At 42.0% G+C, this 19,910-nt stretch carries 21 protein-coding genes; 15 read left to right on the top strand and 6 right to left on the bottom strand.

The window, feature by feature from the left end; genetic code table 11:
• Positions 1-23 precede the first annotated feature (23 nt).
• The 7 genes from ACYRY3_RS36100 (at position 24) to ACYRY3_RS36130 (ending at position 6,637) form a co-directional block, all read left to right on the top strand.
• Positions 24-704, top strand: a complete 681-nt coding sequence (locus tag ACYRY3_RS36100; protein WP_460206531.1) for a TonB family protein — start codon at positions 24-26, stop codon at positions 702-704.
• A 47-nt stretch (positions 705-751) separates the two neighbouring features.
• Positions 752-1,147, top strand: coding sequence for a VOC family protein (locus tag ACYRY3_RS36105; protein WP_460206532.1), 396 nt, complete (start codon positions 752-754; stop codon positions 1,145-1,147).
• A 41-nt stretch (positions 1,148-1,188) separates the two neighbouring features.
• Positions 1,189-2,856, top strand: a complete 1,668-nt coding sequence (locus ACYRY3_RS36110) for an FAD-dependent oxidoreductase (RefSeq protein WP_460206533.1) — start codon at positions 1,189-1,191, stop codon at positions 2,854-2,856.
• 116 nt (positions 2,857-2,972) lie between these two features.
• Positions 2,973-3,197, top strand: coding sequence for a type II toxin-antitoxin system Phd/YefM family antitoxin (locus ACYRY3_RS36115; protein WP_460206534.1), 225 nt, complete (start codon positions 2,973-2,975; stop codon positions 3,195-3,197).
• Positions 3,197-3,583, top strand: a complete 387-nt coding sequence (locus ACYRY3_RS36120) for a type II toxin-antitoxin system VapC family toxin (RefSeq protein ID WP_460206535.1) — start codon at positions 3,197-3,199, stop codon at positions 3,581-3,583. Before ACYRY3_RS36115 ends, ACYRY3_RS36120 begins: the two co-directional genes overlap by 1 nt.
• Before the next feature lie 53 nt (positions 3,584-3,636).
• The gene (locus tag ACYRY3_RS36125) at positions 3,637-5,022 is read left to right on the top strand and encodes an ATP-binding protein (RefSeq protein ID WP_460206652.1); all 1,386 of its coding nucleotides are present in this window, start codon (positions 3,637-3,639) and stop codon (positions 5,020-5,022) included.
• Positions 5,023-5,179: 157 nt separating this feature from the next.
• The gene (locus ACYRY3_RS36130; RefSeq protein ID WP_460206536.1) at positions 5,180-6,637 is read left to right on the top strand and encodes an ATP-binding protein; all 1,458 of its coding nucleotides are present in this window, start codon (positions 5,180-5,182) and stop codon (positions 6,635-6,637) included.
• 23 nt (positions 6,638-6,660) lie between these two features.
• On the opposite strand, the gene ACYRY3_RS36135 is transcribed toward ACYRY3_RS36130, so the two are convergent.
• Complete coding sequence (locus ACYRY3_RS36135) at positions 6,661-7,548, bottom strand: helix-turn-helix domain-containing protein (RefSeq protein ID WP_460206537.1); 888 nt, start codon at positions 7,546-7,548, stop codon at positions 6,661-6,663.
• A gap of 161 nt (positions 7,549-7,709) precedes the next feature.
• On the opposite strand from ACYRY3_RS36135, the gene ACYRY3_RS36140 reads away from it, so the two are divergent.
• Positions 7,710-8,114, top strand: coding sequence for a thiol-disulfide oxidoreductase DCC family protein (locus tag ACYRY3_RS36140; protein WP_460206538.1), 405 nt, complete (start codon positions 7,710-7,712; stop codon positions 8,112-8,114).
• A gap of 52 nt (positions 8,115-8,166) precedes the next feature.
• Here ACYRY3_RS36140 and ACYRY3_RS36145 read toward each other — a convergent pair whose 3' ends face one another.
• Positions 8,167-8,595, bottom strand: a complete 429-nt coding sequence (locus tag ACYRY3_RS36145) for a hypothetical protein (RefSeq protein WP_460206539.1) — start codon at positions 8,593-8,595, stop codon at positions 8,167-8,169.
• A 351-nt stretch (positions 8,596-8,946) separates the two neighbouring features.
• On the opposite strand from ACYRY3_RS36145, the gene psbQ reads away from it, so the two are divergent.
• The 6 genes from psbQ to ACYRY3_RS36175 all read left to right on the top strand — a co-directional run bounded on the left by psbQ (position 8,947) and on the right by ACYRY3_RS36175 (position 13,576).
• Entirely contained in the window at positions 8,947-9,414 is a 468-nt protein-coding gene (gene psbQ / locus ACYRY3_RS36150) for a photosystem II protein PsbQ (RefSeq protein ID WP_460206540.1), read from the top strand.
• Between the two features lie 138 nt (positions 9,415-9,552).
• A complete protein-coding gene (locus ACYRY3_RS36155) occupies positions 9,553-10,689 on the top strand; it encodes an NAD(P)/FAD-dependent oxidoreductase (RefSeq protein ID WP_460206541.1) in 1,137 nt (378 codons plus the stop codon).
• Between the two features lie 317 nt (positions 10,690-11,006).
• A complete protein-coding gene (locus tag ACYRY3_RS36160; protein ID WP_460206542.1) occupies positions 11,007-11,855 on the top strand; it encodes an alpha/beta fold hydrolase in 849 nt (282 codons plus the stop codon).
• Between the two features lie 189 nt (positions 11,856-12,044).
• Positions 12,045-12,623: a protoporphyrinogen oxidase HemJ gene (hemJ, locus tag ACYRY3_RS36165; protein ID WP_460206543.1), complete on the top strand. Its 579-nt coding sequence runs from the start codon at positions 12,045-12,047 to the stop codon at positions 12,621-12,623.
• A 100-nt stretch (positions 12,624-12,723) separates the two neighbouring features.
• Positions 12,724-12,954 (top strand): addiction module protein, encoded by a 231-nt coding sequence (locus ACYRY3_RS36170; protein ID WP_460206544.1) that lies wholly within the window; start codon positions 12,724-12,726, stop codon positions 12,952-12,954.
• A 136-nt stretch (positions 12,955-13,090) separates the two neighbouring features.
• Positions 13,091-13,576: a hypothetical protein gene (locus ACYRY3_RS36175; RefSeq protein WP_460206546.1), complete on the top strand. Its 486-nt coding sequence runs from the start codon at positions 13,091-13,093 to the stop codon at positions 13,574-13,576.
• Positions 13,577-13,864: 288 nt separating this feature from the next.
• On the opposite strand, the gene trpA is transcribed toward ACYRY3_RS36175, so the two are convergent.
• Positions 13,865-14,692: a tryptophan synthase subunit alpha gene (trpA, locus tag ACYRY3_RS36180; protein ID WP_460206547.1), complete on the bottom strand. Its 828-nt coding sequence runs from the start codon at positions 14,690-14,692 to the stop codon at positions 13,865-13,867.
• A gap of 37 nt (positions 14,693-14,729) precedes the next feature.
• Positions 14,730-15,995, bottom strand: coding sequence for a tryptophan synthase subunit beta (trpB, locus tag ACYRY3_RS36185; RefSeq protein WP_460206548.1), 1,266 nt, complete (start codon positions 15,993-15,995; stop codon positions 14,730-14,732).
• Between the two features lie 262 nt (positions 15,996-16,257).
• Here trpB and ACYRY3_RS36190 point away from each other — a divergent pair, with 262 nt between their 5' ends.
• Positions 16,258-17,178 carry a LysR family transcriptional regulator gene (locus ACYRY3_RS36190; protein WP_460206549.1) on the top strand — a complete coding sequence of 307 codons (921 nt, stop codon included), beginning with the start codon at positions 16,258-16,260 and terminating at the stop codon, positions 17,176-17,178.
• Positions 17,179-17,659: 481 nt separating this feature from the next.
• Here the strand turns inward: ACYRY3_RS36190 and ACYRY3_RS36195 are convergent, their stop codons facing one another.
• Both ACYRY3_RS36195 and ACYRY3_RS36200 read right to left on the bottom strand, forming a co-directional pair.
• A complete protein-coding gene (locus ACYRY3_RS36195) occupies positions 17,660-18,394 on the bottom strand; it encodes an amino acid ABC transporter ATP-binding protein (protein ID WP_460206550.1) in 735 nt (244 codons plus the stop codon).
• On the bottom strand, positions 18,387-19,886 hold the full coding sequence (locus ACYRY3_RS36200; RefSeq protein WP_460206551.1) for an ABC transporter permease subunit: 1,500 nt from the start codon (positions 19,884-19,886) through the stop codon (positions 18,387-18,389). The genes ACYRY3_RS36195 and ACYRY3_RS36200 overlap by 8 nt, the downstream gene beginning before the upstream one ends.
• Positions 19,887-19,910 lie beyond the last annotated feature (24 nt).

Raw genomic sequence — 19,910 nt, forward strand, 5'->3', positions numbered from 1 at the left:
TACCAAAACCAGCACCTCAACCCTTGTCAACAGCAGAGGCTCAATCTGCCACACCATCAAAACCCAAAGCCCAACCAACAACTGTTTCTCGTCGCGCCAGCACACCGACAAAACCCAAACCCAATCAAACAAACATTGCTCCTGTTGTTAAACCTTCAGTACCTTCTGGGCGTCAAACAAGACGGGGGAAACTTGCAGCAAGCCCTTTGTCTGGGCAACAACCTCAGTCAACTCAACGTACACCGTCTAAAGTTCAGCCAGAGCGAAAATCGGGGGCAGCAAGCCGCTTGGGTGGTCCAGTTAGTTTATCTAATCGTAATTTTGAGAACCATTTAGCAGCTCTACCTAATTCCAACCAATCCAATCCAGCTTTTGAAGGTATAGATGCCCGCAAAGATGCAGATTTAGGTCCTTATCTCGCACAACTACAGAGACAAGTGAAGCAGCAGTGGATACCAGGGCTCACCCAATATTCCCGACGTACAGTACTTCACTTTATTATCAGCCGTTCGGGTCAAGTAACCGGTCTGCGAGTTGCACAGCCATCTGGATTTAATGCGATTGATGAAGCCGCACTTAGTGCTGTCAAGCGAGCAGCACCCTTTGCTCCTTTACCTACAACATATTCAAGCAACAACCTGTATATTGAATTTACGTTTAGTATCAACGTTTATGGGGAGTTAGATTTATTAATGGGGCAATAACGATTTGCAAGAAAAAAGAAGTTGAAATTGAAGAATCTGGAGTCAAAATGAAAGTCGCTTTAGCATACACAAGATTGCTGGTAAAAGATTGGAAAGCTTGCTTTTTGTTCTACAAAGATGTTATGGGATTTGATGTTGCAGTGGCAGATGAAGAGGGCGGATATGGTGAGTTTAAAGCGGGAGATATGAGGTTAAGTATATTCCGACGCCAAGAAATGGCACAAATGATTCACAATGCTGACAAACCCGCTCATGCCGAATGCCAGGACACCGTAGCACTAATTTTTACAGTGCAAGATTTAGAAGAAGAATATCAGCGATTAAGACATAAAGGTGTGCCATTTGCTGCAGCCCCTATAAGTAACCCTTGTTACGGCATGAAAACTGCTTATCTTCGAGATCCAGATGGAACATTAATTGGTCTATACCAGTATTTAATGTGATATATAGTACACAATTTATAGAATGAGGTTGTCGGATCGCAATGGCTAGCAAACCTGTAATTATGACGGTTGATGATGACCCAGAAGTTTTACAAGCGGTGGCGCGGGATCTACGGCAAGAGTACGGCGATCGCTTCCGAATCATGCGTGCTGATTCTGGTGCTAGTGCATTAGAAGCATTGGAACAGATTAAACTCCGCAATCAGCCAGTAGCAATGTTTTTAGTAGATCAACGAATGCCACAGATGTCTGGTGTGGAATTTTTGGAACAAGCGATATCAATGTTCCCCGATGCAAAACGAGCATTATTGACTGCCTATGCAGATACTGATGCTGCCATTCGCGCCATCAACACTACAAAAGTTGATTACTACTTAATGAAGCCTTGGGACCCACCAGAAGAACGCTTGTACCCAGTGCTTGACGATTTGCTGGATTATTGGCAAGCAAGTTTCCGCCCACCATTTGACGGGATTCGTGTTATTGGCAATCGGTGGTCTCCCCACTCCCATAAAGTGAAAGACTTTCTAGCGCGAAATCACGTGCCCTATCAGTGGATGGATATTGAGTTATCACAAGAAGCACAAAACCTAGCGGGATATGCTCACTGCGATAAATTGCACCTCCCCCTCGTTCTCTTTGAGGATGGCTCCAATCTAATACAGCCAACAAACTTGCAAATTGCCGAGAAAATTGGGCTGCGAACTCAAGCAGAAAACCAGTTTTATGATTTGATCATCATTGGTGGTGGTCCAGCTGGTTTAGCAGCTGCAGTATACGGAGCATCAGAAGGGCTACGCACCGTCATGATAGAACGTGAAGCCCCTGGAGGTCAGGCAGGAACAAGCTCGCGTATTGAAAATTACCTTGGTTTTCCCGTAGGCTTGAGTGGAGCAGACTTAGCTCGGCGTGCTGTTACACAAGCAAAACGCTTTGGTGTAGAAATTCTGACACCGCAAGAAGTGACAGGGATTCGTGTAGAAAACCAATATCGGATTGTGCAACTCGCAGATGGCATTGAAATTAGTTGCCATGCCATGATTTTGGCCCTTGGTGTATCTTGGCGGCGGTTAGATATCCCAGGGCTTGAACGTCTCACAGGTGCGGGAGTTTACTACGGTGCAGCCCAGAGTGAAGCTTTGACTTGCCAAGGGGAAGAAGTTTACATCATTGGAGGAGCAAACTCAGCCGGACAAGCAGCAATGCACTTTTCCAAGTACGCCAACAAAGTCACTATGTTGGTACGCGCCGATTCTTTGGCAAAGAGTATGTCCCAATACCTAATTGACCAAATTGCAGGCACACCAAATATTTTCGTTCAGACACACAGCAGTGTAATAGAGGCAAAAGGCGACACAAGTTTAGAAGCAATTACCATTCACAATTCCTTAACTGGTGAAATGCAAACTGTTCCTGCCACTTCTTTATTTATTTTTATTGGTGCAGTACCCCGTACTGATTGGCTAGATGGGGTTATTCAACGAGATGAACGAGGATATATCTTAGCAGGTCCGGACTTGCAAAAAGATGGCAACCGCATTAAAGGATGGACACTAGAACGCGATCCCTTTTTACTAGAGACCAGCATCCCCGGTATTTTTGCAGTTGGTGATGTACGGCATGGTTCGGTGAAACGAGTTGCTTCTGGTGTTGGAGAAGGTTCAATCTGCGTTCAGTTTGTTCATCGATACCTGAGTAATGTGTTGTAAGTGCTGTTAGTAGTTAGTAGTTACTAGTGAAAATACTTATATTTTAATGTATCATAACTAACCATTAACCACTAACCAGCCATTTAGAATGGATTTAATCGTTATAGGTAACAGCCATGCAAGAAATCACTCTCGCTGAGGCATCTCAAAATTTGGCAGAATTAATTGAAGCTGTGAAGAGTGGTGAAGAAATTATCATCACAGAAGATAATCAGCCTGTTGTTAAACTCACGCTTGTATCACCTGTTAAACGTCCTCCCTTATTTGGAAGCGCTAAAGACTTAATTACAGTATCAGATGATTTTGACGAACCATTAGAGGACTTTAAGGAATATATGTAATGAGATTACTGCTTGATACTCACACCTTTATTTGGTTCTTCACTGGAAATCCCAAAATCAGCAATCAAATACGGTTGCTGATTGAGGATGAGGATAACGAAAAGCTATTAAGTACAGCTAGTATGTGGGAAATGGCGATAAAGCAAAGCACTGGCAAGCTTACTTTTAACCAACCATTTCAGGGATTTATAGAGCAGCAACTTAGTTTAAACGACTTTTCTTTGCTAAACATCTCAATTAACCACCTTGCTGTTGTTGCAACCCTACCTTTTCACCATCGTGACCCTTTTGATATGCTTTTAATTGCACAAGCTATTGTAGAAATAATACCTATTTTGAGTGCTGATTCAGCCTTTGATGCCTATCCAGTTCAGCGGCTGTGGTAGGAAAACATGGCTTGACTATCTCAAATGAAAAATTAGCTAATAAAGGAATTGCCATGCTGCACGATCCAAATCACATGATGCTGTTTCCTAAGTTGTCGGATGAAGCTTTAGAAGATATGAGGCAGTATGGTACGGAAATACAACTCCATGAGGGTGATGTATTGTTTAATGAAGGGGACTCTAATTATTGCTTTCATGTTGTCCTTGAAGGTGAAATTCAAGTAACAAAGCAAGTGGGTAATGAGACCAGGGTGCTTGCAGTTCATCGCCCTGGTGAATTTATGGGCGAAATTTCAATGCTGACTGGTTCAAGTTCCATCGCCACCGCCCGTGCGATCGCACCCTGTCTTGTTTTGCGAATCGAAGTAGATATGTTCCGACATATTCTTACCGAATGTTCGCCTCTTGCTGACATGATTCTTACAGCTATGGCAGGGCGAACACAAGATGTGGAAGCGCAACTCAGGCAACAAGAAAAGATGGCGGCGCTGGGTAAAATGTCCGCAGGTCTTGCTCACGAATTGAATAATCCAGGAGTAGCTGCGCGACGGGCGGCTTGCCAATTGCGCGAGAATTTCCAAAATTTGCAAACTCTATCTTTGCAACTCAATTCTCTTTCTAAAGAGCAAATTCAACTGATTAGTGAGATTCAACGTCAAGCAACGGATGGATTTACACACCAATCTAAACTCGATCCTCTGACTCAAAGCGATAAAGAAGATGAAATCACAGATTGGTTGGAAGACCATGATATCAGCAAAGCTTGGAAACTCGCTCCCACATTAGTTAATGCCAAATTCAACGTTGAAAAACTGGATTTTCTGGCTGACAACATCCCTGCTGAATGTTTTGGGAGTGTTCTTAACTGGCTAGAAGGAACATTGGCAACCTATGGGCTGATCGGTGAAATTGAGCAAAGCACAACTCGTATTTCTGAATTAGTAAAAGCAATTAAAGGCTATTCCTACATGGATCGAGCCCCCCTACAGGAAATAGATATCCACGAAGGTATTGAAACAACTTTACTCATCCTACATCATCGCCTTAAACAGGGAGTTATCGTTAATAAAGAGTACGATTGCACTCTACCAAAAATTTCTGTCTATGCAGCTGAACTTAACCAAGTGTGGTCAAATTTGATTGACAATGCCATAGATGCAATGAATGGCAAAGGGGATTTGACAATTCGCACGTATAGAGATAATGATTGTCTTATTGTAGAAATTATTGATACTGGAATGGGTATTCCTCTAGAAATTCAACCTCGAATTTTTGAACCATTTTTTACAACTAAAGGAGTAGGTAAAGGGACAGGCTTGGGTTTAGAAATTGCTTATCGTATTATTGTTAACCGACATCAAGGTAACATTTACTTTAAATCTCAACCAGGAAATACTTGCTTTCAAGTACGTTTGCCTTTGGGACAATCACAGTCATAGCAAAAGGTTTCAGTAACTGGAACCAGATAAAAGCAACTATGTGAAAAAATTTCAAATAACTGAAATCCTTACAAACAACAAAGGACAAATGACACATAAACAATGATAAATGACAACCCTAACTAGTTAACTTTATTTTCTGATGGTTTACTGAAATATGATAGACATCAATACTTTACGCCAAGTATCACACTTTTCCAAACTCTCAAACAAACAATTGGAATGGCTACTTAACCAAGGTAAAGAGGTATGGCGGGAACCTGGAGAAATTCATCGCCGAGAAGGAGACCCCGCCGACCATGTCTTTGTACTGCTTGAAGGTCAAATTCGTATTACACAAAAAGTAGGCTCACGAGAGGTTTTGTTGGTAACTTACGAACCAAAAACGCTGTTTGGTGAATTGCCCGTATTAATGGGTCAGGAATACTTTTGGGCAAGTGGTCGGGCTGTAACTCGTTGTCATATTTTTGAATTGCCCAACCAAGCATTTTGGGAACTGCTTTCTAGTTGCACTTGCGTCATGACCTCGATTCTGCGTACAATGGCGCAGCGGTTGCAAGAGGTACAAACAATTTCCCAGCATCGTGAAAAGTTAATAGCATTGGGCACTTTGGCAGCCGGTCTTGCCCACGAGTTAAATAATCCTGCCTCTGCATGTCGTCGGGCTGTAGGACAATTACGCCAAACTCGACAGGTGCTGCAACCACTCACTGTTAAGCTTAATCAGCAGCAATCGATTTGTACCAAAAAAGCATTTCTTATGGAATTGCAACAAGACGCATTAGCCCGCGCACAAACGGCACCGCAACTAGATCCGATAACACAAAGCGATTTAGAGGATGAAGTGACGCAATGGCTGGAAGCACAAAATATTACTGATGCTTGGAGAGTCGCCCCTACAATGGTTACGGCAGGATTGGATATCGAATGGTTGGAAAATGTGAGGAACAATGTAGGCAACTTATTGCTTGACAATGTCCTGCATTGGATATGTGTATCGCTGCAGGAGATGGGCTTACTGAACGAAATTGACCATTGCACGGCGCGGATTTCTACCCTGGTTGAAGCAGTTAAAGATTATTCCTATATGGATAGGGCACCGCTACAAGAAATAGATGTACATGACGGTATAGAAAGTACCTTAACAATTTTGAATCACAAGCTGAAGCAGAGCCAAGTTGTACTCACGCGGGATTATGATTGTGAGGTACCGCTAATCCAGGCTTATGGTAGTGAACTGAACCAAGTATGGACGAATTTGATAGATAATGCGATTGATGCCGTTGATGGAAACGGGAAGATATGGATTCGTACAAGCTGTGAAAATGATTTTTTGCTCGTAGAGATTGCTGATAATGGACCTGGTATTCCTCCAGAGATTCAGTCTCATATTTTCGAGCCATTTTTCACTACCAAAGGTGTAGGTCAAGGTACGGGATTGGGTTTACACATTGTCTATCGTATTGTTGTCAGTCAACATCAGGGTGATATTCGGGTCTTATCCCAGCCAGGAGAGACAAAATTTCAGGTGCGGTTGCCGACTAGCAGGTCAAAATCTCATAACCAAAGGGAGGAAGCAAGCACTGACAAGTTTCTTGTCAATCGACTCAATTGAAATTTTCAAACAGAGGAAACTCTCTAAATTTTCACCTGCTTTCTATATGCCTTGGGTGTTGTGCCTATAAATTTACGAAATACATTTGTAAAGTGGCTTTGGCTTTGAAACCCAACTTGTTGGCAGATTTGGTCTATCGCTTCTTCTGTCTTAGCTAATAATCTTTTCGATTTCTCTATTCTAGAATTCAGAACATATTGGTGCGGTGAATAACCGGTTGATTGCTTAAATAAGCGGGAGAAATGGTACATACTCATTCCTACAGCTGCTGCAATCTCAGCTAAGGTTAAATCTTTTTCTAAGTTTTGATTTATGTATTCAATTGCTTGCCGCAACTTTAAACGCGAAAGACCTTCTGTTTCTATAGCTATTTTTGCAGAAGAGCCAGCATAGTTTTTAAGTAGATGAATGCAAAGAGTGGTTGCTAAAGATTCTATGTAAATACGGCTACCCTTACCCTGGGCTTCTAGTTCTGATTTCAGCACCAATCCTATTTGCTGAATCAAGGGATCTGGGGCAGCAAAATGAGGTAATATTTCTAGCTGCTGTAAATCCACTGAGTCATAAACGGCACGGACAAACATAGACTCCTCTAAGCTGAGAACTAAAAATTCCGCTTCTAAATCCCAGCTGAATTTATGATGGCTGTTGGCTGGAACAACAACAACATCACCGTAGCTAATACGTTCGTGTTTTACCTGACCGTTTAACACCCTTTGTGCGTTGATTGAACCTTTTTCAAGGCTAATCCCGATAGAATACTGTTGCGAAGTGTGTTCTGGAGTCTCAAAGGCAGGTTGTTGATGATGATCTAATCGAATACATTCCCAATTAGCACGGTAACTGGAAGCAAGAGGAGATCGCGGTAAAATGTCTGTATATGCGTCTTCTTTAGCAAAATCAACACGCACAATTTTCTCCTGTAGCACCGTTTTTACCCCAGAAACGATAGCATTTGCCTCTTTAAGCTATATTTGCTTTTTTAAACAGCCAGTATGTGCTGTATGCAAAAGCAAAAAAGTTAATGTTAAAAATATTAACACATTCAGTCTGAAAACAGTCTTTTACTCCAATGAGTTATTTTGTGATTTACGACGGGAATTGCAATCTGTGCGTCTCTCTCGTACAGATGCTAGAAACCCTCGATCGAGGACAAGTGTTCCGCTATGTTCCCATGCAAGATGAGCAAATGCTCTCACAATGGGGTGTTACACCTAGTGATTGTGAGTTAGGCATGATTCTTCTGGATGTAAATGCCCCAGAAAGACGCTGGCAAGGCAGTGCCGCTGCCGAAGAAATTGGGCGACTCCTACCTCTGGGCAGTGTGTTCGTGGATGCTTATCGTGCTTTACCAGGAGTAAAATGGGTAGGCGATCGCTTTTACGAGCAAATCCGCGACAACCGTTACACCATTTTTGGAAAGCGTTCTAGTACTTATACATCGCCCTATTGTGCTAGTGGCAGCTGTAATAATTAGATCCTAGTGAGTAGATAGTGGATAGTGGCTGCCAACCACTAACCACTAACTACTAACCACCCTGTTGATTGAATATCTCCAATATTTGGCGACAAAATTGTTTGAGCTTTTCTCCTATTTCCGGGGAAGGTTCAGATGCACCAACAAAATTCCAGTTTTCCACAGTAGAAAGTCGCCACTGTTCACCAAGATGGTTAAAACCAGCGACTTCCACCCCAATAGCACGATACAAATCTCTGATAGGATCGTGATAGAAACGGATTTGAATCAAGATACTGCGGCTTTGCCAGGATTTACTGATACCTGGGAAGTGAAAACCAATGTCTATAGAATCTGGATCTACTAACTCCCTGGTTTGCGGGTCATTTCTCCAAGGTTTGAGGTCAGATTTGGCATCTGGAAACTCAATCTTGAATAAATTAACCACCGTAGCAATCTTGCTAGCCAACTCAAAGTTTGTTGCCATCTCAGCTGCATTCACGACAAAACTGCTCCCTTTTCGGATGTGAAGACAGAAAACCACCAGAAGGCTTGTTGTATTGGTGTTACAGATTATCAAGAAGCTCTTTGTTTGGGCAACTCTACATTAAACTTTCCTGACAATTGTCGTCCAAAAATTTTAATTTGATATTTTTGGAACCAAAGGATTATGTTAAGCAATTATACTTAAAATTGTCAGAAAAAAGCAAAAACCGTCCTTTAGGCAGAAAATATTAAACTCGGTTGGAGGATTTTCAGCAAAATCCGTTGCTAACAAGAACGATAAGATACCCAAGCGATATAAAATGTCACTGATAATTGGCAAAAACAGGCAAAAATACAACTTTAGGTTATGGCGCGTTATCGCTCAATTCTGTCACTGGTTCTGGTATTGTTGGCAACATTCCTCGTTAGTTGTGGCGGGCCTACAGTCGCAACACCACCTCCAACTTATACGACTGCTCAGGTGGCAAAAATTCAAGAATATGTCCCTGAAGTTTTAACTGTTCGCGATCGTGCGACAGAACTACAAAGGCTGATCCAAACAAAACAGTGGATCAAGGTCGGTAACTTTATACACGGTCCTATGGCAGAAGCACGGTTATCGATGAATTACATCGCATCCAATCTGCTACCCAAAGACCAAGCACCAGCACGCGAGATAGTACGGGATATGTTAGACCACTTGGTGAAAATCGACCAAGCCGCTGACACTGCCAACTATCAGAAAGCTGTGATTAACTCTCAAGCTGCATTTACCGACATCGACAACTTCCTCAAACTCATTCCTCAACCGAGTACTCAACCTCAAGAGAGTTAATAGTTAAGATGGGGAATGGTAAATGGTGAATGGTGAGTGGGAAGTTCTTACCCCATTCCCCATTTCCTACGCAGCCAGTCGCCTTAATGGGGGAAACCCGCAAACGGCGCAGGCTCCCCTACTTCCACGAAAAACAGCATGAATGTAGCGATTATTGGTTGTGGTGTGGTTGGGGCAGCAATTGCTTATGAACTCAGCCTGGTAAAAGGGTTAAAAATAACTGTTGTTGACCGCCAACCACCAGCGCAAGCCTCTACAGGGGCAGCGTTAGGCGTTTTGATGGGTATTATTAGCCAAAAAGTCAAAGGCAATGCTTGGCGGATGCGACAAACAAGCATTGAGCGCTATGAAACCCTAATTCCAGAACTTGTTGCCCTTACGGGTCGCCAAATTTTGTTTAACCGCCAGGGAATCCTCAGTTTATGCCTGGAAGGGGATAATTTAGCAGAATGGGAAAAGTTACAGGAACTTCGCCACGCCCAAGGTTTATCCCTAGAAATTTGGGATGCAGCAAAACTCAAGCAGTTCTGTCCTCAAGTCGAGAATGACAAAATTATAGGTGCTGTTTACTCTCCAGGCGATCGCCAAGTCGATCCTGCAGCACTGACTTTGGCATTAGTTGATGCTGCAAGATATCGTGGCGTCACTTTCAAATTTGGTGTCGATGTTTTAGGCACAGACACAGAACATACCCACATTCCTTCCCCTCCCCCCCTTGGAAAGGGAAACAGGGAAGAGCGAAAATGTCATCAACTCAAGACAACAGAGGGAAAAATCGCAGCTGATTGGTTTGTCTTGGCAGCTGGGCTGGGTTCATCTCATCTATCGGCACAATTAAACCAGATGATTGATATACGCCCAGTTTTGGGACAAGCTTTGCAGGTTCGCTTGGGATCTTTTCTGGGAGATCCAAACTTCCAACCAGTCATCACAGGCCATGACGTCCACATCGTTTCCGTTGGTGGCGGCGATTACTGGGTTGGTGCAACAGTTGAATTTCCTAACAATGGTGATGAGGTACCACCTGACAAAGAACTGCTTGAGTCCGTCATCCAACAAGCAGTTTCCTTTTGTCCGGAATTAGCTAAAGCAACAACCATTCGTACATGGTCTGGCTTACGTCCCCGACCGGAAGGACGCCCCGCACCCGTCATTGGTCTGCTATCAGGGTATAGTAATGTCCTGTTAGCTACAGGGCACTACCGCAACGGCGTTTTACTGGCACCAGCTACTGCTTGCGCGATTCGTGAGATGATCGTTGGTAGCGATAAATAATCTGCCAGTCACAGGGAATGGGGAACGGGAAACAGGGAACCGTTGGGCACTGCCTACAACCCTCTTGCTGAAAGTAGGGTGGGCAGTGCCCACCAACCTCTTAACAAATCTTAAAGAAAGTAGGGTGAGCACTGCCCACAACCCTCTTGCTGAAAGTAGGGTGGCCACTGCCCACCAGCCTCTTAACAAATCTTAAAGGAACTGCACACCATCCTCTCTGTAGATCGTAATCGGAACTACAATTTAGGGTTTTCAGCAATTCTCAATAACAAACCACCTTTTCAACATAACTTTTTTGTAAACATTCAATTCAAAAAATGACAATAACAGAAAACAAAATTCAAGCAGGGTCATTAGAATGGTTTTATCGCGAGTCCGAGCCAATTGGTAGAACTGATTTACTACCCGTTTTATTACTACACGGCTTACCATCACAAAGTTACAGCTGGCGCAACATAATGCCCGCTTTGGCACAACAAGGAACAAAATCAATTGCACCAGATTGGATTGGTTTTGGTTTCTCTGCAAAACCCGAGAAAAGAGATTTTGCTTATACTCCTGAGGCTTTTCTAACTGCGTTAGAAGAATTTATCAAAGCTATAAAACTTCAACGTTTTTCCTTAGTTGTGCAAGGTTTTTTAGGTTCTGTAGGTCTGCAATACGCTTTACGTCATCCAGAACAAATAGCAAATGTAGCTATCCTCAATACACCCATTTCTAGTAACGCAAAGCTACCTTGGAAAATTCAACAAATGGGTTTACCCTTTGCAGGTGAAATGATGACCCAAGACCCCCTACTTGTTGACCGTACTCTAGAAGGTGGTAGTCGATATGTCATAAAAGATGCCGATTTAGATGTTTACCGCAAACCGTTTTTGAAAAGTTCTGCACCAGGCAGAAGTCTATTGGCTACTATTCGCAATTTACAGTTAAACTCGGCAATGGCAGAAATTGAATCTGGCTTTAAACAATGGCAACAGCCAATTTTAATCCAGTGGGGTACGATAGACCCTTGGTTATCTACAGACGTAGCACAAAATTTTGTGAATTCACTGCCTCACGCTGAATTAATTAAACTTAATAATGTAGGACATTATCCCCAAGAACACCATTCCGACACAATTCTTCAAGACCTTTTACCTTTTGTTCGTGTAAAAGCTGATTGATAGAATTCAGGAAGTCAAGGATAAGCTAACAAAATGTAACGCACTATTTTTGGTAACGCGTTATGGTACAAATGTTGAGATATTAGCTGAAAATAGAAATAAAATATGGGGATCGGATAGGATTGCTGTATAGCACCTCGAAATTATTGATTTGTGCCAAAAAAATCTTTTGATGGAGATTAAAGAGTCATGGCCTATTCCTGGTTTAAAGCTTTTCACATTGTTGGAATAGTGGTTTGGTTTGCTGGTTTATTCTATCTAGTACGTCTTTTTATCTACCATGTTGAAGCGAACCAAGAACCGGAACCAGCACGCACGATACTAAAAAATCAGTATCAAATTATGGACAAGCGGCTCTACAACATTATTACCAATCCGGGGATGTTCGTGACGGTGGCAATGGCAATTGGTTTATTGACTACCGAACCAGAAGTTCTCAAACAAGGTTGGTTACACGTCAAACTGGCATTTGTCCTTCTTTTGATTGGCTACCATCATTACTGCAAGCGCCTCATGAAGCAATTGGCAAAGGACGAATGCAAATGGACTGGTCAGCAGCTGCGTGCATTCAATGAAGCACCTACAGTGATGTTAGTCGTTATTGTCTTGCTAGCTGTGTTTAAGAACAATCTACCCACAGATATTACCGCTTGGTTGGTTGTAGGTATGATTATTGCTACGGCAGCGGCAATTCAGCTTTACGCAAGAAAGCGCCGTCTAGATAAGGAAAAGCTTACAGAACAATTGCCACAGCAACAAACTAGTTAATTCCCTAAATTTCCTACGGGCGGGGTTCCCGCCTGCAGGGCTTTTCTCCCTACGAAAGCTATTCGTTAGACTATAAACAATCCTAATTATTGTCGTGATTATGATGTCAATTGAACAACTGATCCAAGAAGCCCTTGCGTTACCTAGTGTATCGAGGGCAATTCTAGCAGAGAAGTTGGTAGAAAGCCTTGAGTTTGACCTAGACGAGACCATTCAAACATTGTGGATAACAGAAGCGAAGAAACGCCGAGATGAAATTCGTCAGGGTATCGTTCAAGCAGTTCCAGGCGAAGAAGCCTTGGCTGAAGTTAGACGGCTTTTGCAGCAATGAAGTATGTATTTCATCCAGCAGTGTTGACGGAGTACTCTGAAGCTGTTCAGAACAGTAACTATTTGATACCTAATAATATTAATATTAATTTAATTAAGAAATGTAAAAAAATAGATTTTATACATCAGACATCAGTATGTCAGATAAACCATTGGGTCAACCCCGTCCTCTATGGCGCGTGATTTTTTTATCTGGTGCCACCTTATTGCTTTACTATGGGTGGTACAAGTGGATTATTCAAGAAGAATTAAGGCGCTATAACGGTTATGGTTGGTCAGGAACCTTGTGTTTGGCACCGTTTGTATTAGGTGTAGCTGTTCCTCAGTTACTGCGAATATTCGATCCTGATGTCCCAGGATGGTTTGGTTGGTTTTCTTTATTAGGTGTTGTTTGGATCTACATTGTGCAGTTCAGGTTATACAGAACCGTCAACGAACTGTACCGTCAAGCTGGAATGAAAGAACCTTTGGTGATTTGGTGGCTATTTATACCAGGGTTGAATTTAATTGTTGGCTTGAGACAAATTCACTTTTTAAGTCAATTTTGGGCAAAGGAACAGGGAATGGTGGTGAAGGACTTTTTGGCTGAGAACATTCCTTTACTATCAGCTAATGCCAGTTGAATTTACCTCCCTTAATCCACGCCACTTGCTATAAGTCGGGGAACCCGCTTTCTTCGCAGTGGCTCCCCCTTATCAAGCAATACGGTTCAGATAAGACCAGAAGCCTGATTGGGAAGACAACGTAGAGACGCGCCATAACGTAGAGACTAAGCATGGCTGGTCTCTACAACGTGATTATTGACACACCAGCCTTAACTGAATCGTATTGCCTTATCAAAGGGGAAACTAGAAATCAAATTCCCTCCCCTTTATAAGGGGAGGGTTAGGGAGGGGTATGAAACGGTAAGCTTACAACTTTACAAAACTCATAGTTTCACTTCGCAAACTTCTCATATACTCACCCAGTGATTGTGCCCCCTTTTCAACAAACAGCTTGACGGCTTGTGTACCAATAACTGCAATATCAGCTCGCCCCTTTAAATATTCGATATCTTCTTTGGTTTGAATTCCAAAACCAACACTAATTGGTAAACTAGTTGCTTCTCGAACACGCTGTATGTAACTGTCAAAATCTTCTGAAAAATTGGTGCGATCGCCTGTCACCCCTGTACGAGCAATACAATAAACCATTCCACTTGCCATTCCTGCAATTTCTTGAATTCGTGAATAACGTGTTTTAGGAGTTAAGAGAAAAATAGCGGCGATCTCATTGATTTTACAGATTTCCAGGTACTCGGCAGCTTCTTGAGGAGGTAAGTCAGGGATAATAATTCCCGCCATGCCGATTTTAGCTGCTAACTTAATAAATTTCTTAATTCCGTATTTGAACAGAATATTGTAGTAAGTCGTGATGAGAAAGAGAGTGCGAGGGTATTTCTTCACAATTTCTCTGGCAAGCTGAAAACAATCGTTGACAGTCGTGCCATTTGCCACTGCCTCTTGATTTGCCTTAATCAAAACAAGTCCATCTGCTACAGGTTCTGAAAATGGGAATTGTAATTCAATCAACTCAACACCTGCATTGACAAGTGAATTAATAGCAACTCTATTACTTTCAAATGAAGGATATCCAAGGACAGTGTGAGACATCAATAAAATGTCTTTTTGACGGCGAAGCTCAACGATGCGTTTCTCCAGAGTGGTGGTGAAGGTATTGGTAACCGATAATGTTTTCATGAGTCTTTTCCTTGTTCTGTCTCTTGATTTCCTGCAGTTAACTCAATTGTTCTATTTTGTTGCTTAAGAATTCTTTCCACGAAGTATCGCCCAAGGCATTTGCAATTGTGAAAATATCTTTGTCTCCGCGTCCTGATTGGTTAATAACAATACAATTTTCGTTGGAAAAGCGAGGTGCATCCTTAAATGCTTGAACAAAAGCGTGGGTAGACTCTAAAGCTGGGATAAGACCTTCTTTACTAATGCAAATTTTGAGAGTATTTAAAACCTCTTGGTCTGTGGCTGTACTGACTTGAATACGCCCTATTTCTAATAAATGTGCTAGTATTGGCGATACACCAATGTAATCTAAACCTGCAGCAATTGAATGGGTTTCTTGCATTTGCCCATCATCATTTTGTAAGAAATAGGTTTTATAGCCCTGAGCCACGCCAATTGTTGCATCTTTTGATGTAAGACAGGCTGCATGCTTTTTTGAGTCAAGACCGCTTCCACCTGCTTCTACACCAATCAATTGAACACTAGACTCATCCAAGAACCCACTGAAAATTCCAATAGCATTGGAACCTCCACCGACACAAGCATATACAGCAGAAGGAAGTGTGCCAGTTTGTTGTAAAATTTGTTGGCGTGCTTCCATCCCAATGACAGACTGAAACCAAGACACCATTTCGGGATATGGATGTGGACCACAGGCTGTTCCAACTATGTAATAAGTTGAATCCATGTTCGCCGACCAATCTCGAAGTGCTTCATTCATTGCGTCTTTTAGAGTTTGGGTTCCTGTGGATACTGGGATAACTTCTGCTCCGAGTTTTTGCATCCAAAAGACATTAGGATATTGGCGTTTAACATCTATGGCCCCCATGTAAACTGTGCATTTTAGTCCAAATTTTGCAGCGATGGTTGCTGTTGCTACACCATGCTGACCTGCCCCTGTTTCGGCAATAACTCTTGTTTTTCCCATTCTTTTAGCAAGCAAAGCCTGCCCTAAAACACTATTTAATATGTGTGCTCCTGTATGATTTAAATCCTCACGTTTAATAAAAATTTTGGCTCCACCTAAATATTTTGTTAAATTTTCTGCATGGGTTAGTGGTGTCGGACGGCAGGAGTAGGTAGATAACAAAAATGTAAACTCTTGCCAAAAGGTAGGGTCTAAACGTGCAGCTTTATATACTCCAATCAGATCTTCAAATGTTTCATGTAAAATTTCGGGAATGAATTTACCCCCAAATTCCCCATAGTAACCATTATGGCTTAATAAATAGGGAGAAGAGAATTCTGAATGAAAATACATCATTTTTAAAGACGAAGTTTTATTTATAAATAGCAGAGAGGGTTGAACCTCTCTGTTACTTACGATATCTCTATACACTAAGTTCCACTTACAAACAGTAGAGAAGTTCAACCTCTCTGTTACTTACCATAAGAGAAAAAAAACTATATGTCCAATATTTAGTTAATTGAAAGATTATACTTTATACATATAGTATGTTAAGAACTGTAATATCATCACTTACCACTTATCGCTGTTTACTAGTAACTATTCAGTGATTTCGATCATGGAACTTCGACACTTACGATATTTCATTACTGTTGCAGAAGAACTGAATTTTACTCGTGCTGCCGAGCGCTTACATATTGCTCAACCACCACTGAGCCAGCAAATAAGCGATTTAGAAGCAGACTTGGGCGTTAAACTGTTTGAGCGTAGCAAGCGCCCACTCCAGTTAACGAGCGCAGGAAAAGAATTCTTAAAAGAAGCACGTTTGATTCTTTCTCAAGTGGAACAGGCAACTCAACTAGCACAACGAGCCAGCCGTGGTGAGGTTGGACATTTGATTGTGGGGTTTAACAGTTCAGCAACTCAGAGTGTTTTACCCGAAATTCTCACCCGTTTTCACGATCGCTTCCCAAATGTAGAACTCATTTTACGGGAGATGGATTCTTACAACCAAATCCAGAGCCTTCTTAGTAACCGAATCGACTGTGGTTTTCTGCATTCACACAATCAGAATCATACCAACCTGAGTTATGCATCTGTACTAAAAGAACCAGTGATTGTTGCTTTGCCCGTCGGTCATCCTTTAGCGAAGGAGTCTTTAATTCCCCTAAACCAACTAGCACAAGAGTCTTTTATTTTGCCCGTACATCATACAGGGCAAGGATTTTACAACCAAGTTATGAATCTTTGTCAGCAAGCTGGTTTTACTCCAAAAGTAGTTCAGCAAGCTGTGTGGTTGCAAACAGTTTTGGGATTAGTCGCTGGTAGAGTTGGTGTTGCCATCGTTCCAGCTTCCATGCAAAATCTTCAGAGAAAAGGGGTAATTTATAAAGCATTATACGACGAAACGTTTGAAATAGAAATTGTTGTGGCTTGGAGACGGAATGATTTGTCTCCCGTGCTTCATGAATTCCTTAAATTGGCTTCTCTTGTACAAAAATCCTGCACTATACCTTTGCCTGACGCATATCCTTTTTAAGGCAGCTTTTACAGTATAAACGTAGTAAAAAATACAAGTTCTCGTCACATAATATCTACCTTTAGATAGTAGAGCACCCTTCCTTATTTGCAAACACTAAAATTGGATAACAATAACATCCTTATTCTTCCCAGTCATCTTATCTTTTTGATGGTTGGGAAGTTTCTTATCTCAAGTCATAAATTTTTTCAATTCCTTTCTACCTTTAGATAGATCCTAGGGGTGCTTGTGCGCTAACAATGTTAAATACCGCATTTAGATTGTAAAAAATGGTACAATTAAAAGAGAAATTCCGGTTTGTCATAGAAAAAAGCCCTCTCGCCATTGACGAACAAGAGAGCTACGGTGTGGTGTGAGGAGCAAACTGAATGTTTGCTTTTACTAGTGTAGCAATTGAGAATGAAGTTATGGTGACAATTATCTAAAAAATATGCAAAAAGTCATGGATGGTTGAGGGAGAAGGGAGAAGCAAACAAGGGAGCTAAAGCATTTTTTCTAAGAATTGCTTAGCGCGATCGCACTGAGGATTTTGGAAAAACTCACTAGGCGTGGTATTTTCCGCCAAATATCCTTGGTCTAGGAACATAATCCGACTCGCAACTTCTCTAGCAAATCCCATTTCATGAGTGACGATTGCCATAGTTATGCCTGTTTGAGCCAAAGCTTTCATCACCTCTAGTACATCCTTAACCATTTCCGGATCTAAAGCAGAGGTTGGTTCATCAAACAAAATCATCTCCGGTTCCATAGCCAGTGCGCGGGCGATCGCGACGCGCTGTTTTTGTCCGCCAGACAGTCGTGCAGGATAGACATCTGCTTTTTCAGCCAAACCTACCTTAGTCAGCAATTCTAACCCCTTGTTCCTTGCCTCCTGTTTACCCATCCCCTTCACCTTAATAGGAGCATAGGTAACATTTTGCAACACCGTCATGTGAGGAAAAAGATTGAAGTGTTGAAACACCATAACCAAGCGTTGGCGAACTTTAGCGATATTTGCTTTAGATTTGGTCAGATCGTAATCTTTGAAATAAATTCTTCCTCTGGTAGGACATTCCAACAAATTCATGCAGCGCAGAAAAGTTGACTTCCCCGACCCCGAAGGACCCAAGATAGCAACAACTTCCCCTTGGTAAATTTCAGTAGAAATATCTTTAAGTACGTCGAGTTTACCAAAGGATTTCCACAAAAATTCAGTACGAATAACAGATTCACTCACTTTGCCTCAACCTCCTTTCGAGTGCAGATGCGCCAAAGGTCAGACCCATGACTAAAACATAGTAAATTAACCCAGCAAACAGCAGGGGTTCAAAGTAGATATATTGATTAGCTCCGATAATTTGAGCACTGCGTAAGATTTCCACCACACCAATAGTTGATACCAAAGCGGAATCTTTTAACAGCCCAATGGTTTCATTCACCAAAGCAGGGAGAATGTTTTTCAATCCTTGAGGCAAAATGATGTCCCACATCATCAGCCAATAAGGAACACCCATTGACATTGCTGCCTCACGCTGTCCCTTATCAACGGCTTGAATCCCACCTCGAATGGTTTCTGACATATAAGCCCCAGAGTTGAGGGTAAAAGTCAGCACTCCTGCTTGCAAAGCTGGTATATCATAGCCAGTTAACTGAGGTGTTGCATAGTAAACCAACGCCAACTGCAAAAGCAGTGGTGTACCTCGAAAGATAGAGGTATAAGCGTTGGCAAGCCAGCCCAATGGTTGTATACCAGAAATCTTGAAGAGGGATAGTACTGTTCCCCAAATTAGACCCAAAAAGACTGACAATACAGTGAACAATAAAGTTAAAGGTATGCCTTTAAGAATAAACGGAATATCTGAAACAATTCTGCCGAAGTCTAAATTTAGTCCACCTTGAGTGGCTGGTGCTGTGGACGAAGCCGCGTCTATTGCTGTGTTGAGAGAAAACCACTTTGTTGCCAGTTTTTCCAGTTCGCCACTGTCCTTCATTTGTTGAAGAACTTTGTTAAACGGTTCTACTAAAGGAGAACCTTTGGGAAAAGCTATTGCCGAACCAGTCTCCTCTTCTGCTGAGGGGATGATGTTAAACTCTAAATCCGAGTTAGCTTGAGCAAATCCCTTGGCAACAGTATCTTCGACAATTGCAGCATCAATTCGTTTTGATTTGATTTCTTGAATGGCTTCAGGGACTTTGTTCAGTTGCTTTAACTGTAAATTAGGAACTTTTTGAGCTATTTTCTTGGCGTTTTGCTCCTGGATTGTCCCTAGTTGGACGCCAACTGTTTTACCAGATAAGTCTTCTGGTTTTGTTAGATTACTACCTTTAGGTGCAACGATTGTATCTTTTGCTTCATAATAGATGATGGAAAAATCCACATTTTTCCGACGTTCTGCTGTGGGCGTCATCCCAGCCATCACAAAGTCAGCCCGTTGTGCCTGAACTGCGGGAATCAAACCGTTAAAATCAGATTCCATCACCCGAAGCTTGAACCCAAGTTCTTTGGCAATGGTGTTGGCAATGTCAATGTCAAAGCCAACAATTTTCCGTTGACCGCCCTTAGTGTCGTAGTACTCGTAAGGAGGGTAGTCGGGGGATGTCACCATCGTCAGCGTGTCTTTGCCAACTGATGGAGCTGCGTGCAGTAGATTTCCTGAACTGATTGTGGTGCTAATTGCGATCGCGGCTGCAAATAACAGCGTCAATAAAAATACTTTACGTTTCTTCATCGATGTAGTAACAAGATGCAGCTG

This window comes from Scytonema sp. NUACC21, assembly GCF_054684315.1.

What these genes read in the sequence shown, in the direction of transcription:
- ACYRY3_RS36105 (WP_460206532.1), top strand. Translation starts at nt 752, where the DNA reads ATGAAAGTCGCTTTAGCATACACAAGATTGCTGGTAAAAGATTGGAAA.
- ACYRY3_RS36110 (WP_460206533.1), top strand. Translation starts at nt 1,189, where the DNA reads ATGGCTAGCAAACCTGTAATTATGACGGTTGATGATGACCCAGAAGTT.
- ACYRY3_RS36115 (WP_460206534.1), top strand. Translation starts at nt 2,973, where the DNA reads ATGCAAGAAATCACTCTCGCTGAGGCATCTCAAAATTTGGCAGAATTA.
- ACYRY3_RS36120 (WP_460206535.1), top strand. Translation starts at nt 3,197, where the DNA reads ATGAGATTACTGCTTGATACTCACACCTTTATTTGGTTCTTCACTGGA.
- ACYRY3_RS36125 (WP_460206652.1), top strand. Translation starts at nt 3,637, where the DNA reads ATGCTGCACGATCCAAATCACATGATGCTGTTTCCTAAGTTGTCGGAT.
- ACYRY3_RS36130 (WP_460206536.1), top strand. Translation starts at nt 5,180, where the DNA reads ATGATAGACATCAATACTTTACGCCAAGTATCACACTTTTCCAAACTC.
- ACYRY3_RS36140 (WP_460206538.1), top strand. Translation starts at nt 7,710, where the DNA reads ATGAGTTATTTTGTGATTTACGACGGGAATTGCAATCTGTGCGTCTCT.
- psbQ (WP_460206540.1), top strand. Translation starts at nt 8,947, where the DNA reads ATGGCGCGTTATCGCTCAATTCTGTCACTGGTTCTGGTATTGTTGGCA.
- ACYRY3_RS36155 (WP_460206541.1), top strand. Translation starts at nt 9,553, where the DNA reads ATGAATGTAGCGATTATTGGTTGTGGTGTGGTTGGGGCAGCAATTGCT.
- ACYRY3_RS36160 (WP_460206542.1), top strand. Translation starts at nt 11,007, where the DNA reads ATGACAATAACAGAAAACAAAATTCAAGCAGGGTCATTAGAATGGTTT.
- hemJ (WP_460206543.1), top strand. Translation starts at nt 12,045, where the DNA reads ATGGCCTATTCCTGGTTTAAAGCTTTTCACATTGTTGGAATAGTGGTT.
- ACYRY3_RS36170 (WP_460206544.1), top strand. Translation starts at nt 12,724, where the DNA reads ATGATGTCAATTGAACAACTGATCCAAGAAGCCCTTGCGTTACCTAGT.
- ACYRY3_RS36175 (WP_460206546.1), top strand. Translation starts at nt 13,091, where the DNA reads ATGTCAGATAAACCATTGGGTCAACCCCGTCCTCTATGGCGCGTGATT.
- trpA (WP_460206547.1), bottom strand. Translation starts at nt 14,692, where the DNA reads ATGAAAACATTATCGGTTACCAATACCTTCACCACCACTCTGGAGAAA.
- trpB (WP_460206548.1), bottom strand. Translation starts at nt 15,995, where the DNA reads ATGATGTATTTTCATTCAGAATTCTCTTCTCCCTATTTATTAAGCCAT.
- ACYRY3_RS36190 (WP_460206549.1), top strand. Translation starts at nt 16,258, where the DNA reads ATGGAACTTCGACACTTACGATATTTCATTACTGTTGCAGAAGAACTG.
- ACYRY3_RS36200 (WP_460206551.1), bottom strand. Translation starts at nt 19,886, where the DNA reads ATGAAGAAACGTAAAGTATTTTTATTGACGCTGTTATTTGCAGCCGCG.